This is a genomic window from Parvimonas sp. D9 (assembly GCF_035282565.1).
Lineage (GTDB): Bacteria > Bacillota > Clostridia > Tissierellales > Peptoniphilaceae > Parvimonas > Parvimonas micra.
Genome location: NZ_JAYKBM010000090.1, coordinates 1 through 327, shown reverse-complemented (window position 1 = coordinate 327; position 327 = coordinate 1). Strand labels below are relative to the sequence as shown.

Sequence of the window (327 nt, the reverse complement as noted above, 5' to 3'; positions counted from 1 at the left end):
CCAAGATGTTCGTGGGCGAGCTCACTAAGGGCCTGAACTACGACTTCTTCCCGAAGATGACAGCCACGCCAAATGGCCACGAAGTTCTGGACGAAGATGCTTTTACGGACTACGTCACTGATAGGCAGGGTGCATGGGGTAATGAAAAGTCCCAGGCAGAAATCCTGGCTATGGAATCGACGGTTGAACGCAAGATTGAGCTGACGTCCACGGTGGGGGCATATGATCAGATGGTTCTGGTCGATGCAATCCAGACTGTCAGCCTTTGCGAGCATCATTTGCAGACGATCGACGGGTTCACACATATTGCCTATATTCCTGGCAAGA

1 protein-coding gene is annotated in these 327 nt (G+C 51.7%); it reads left to right on the top strand.

The window, feature by feature from the left end; genetic code table 11:
- Positions 1–327 (top strand): GTP cyclohydrolase I (locus tag VJI94_RS08145; protein WP_324008986.1); only part of this gene is annotated, 327 nt, incomplete at both ends.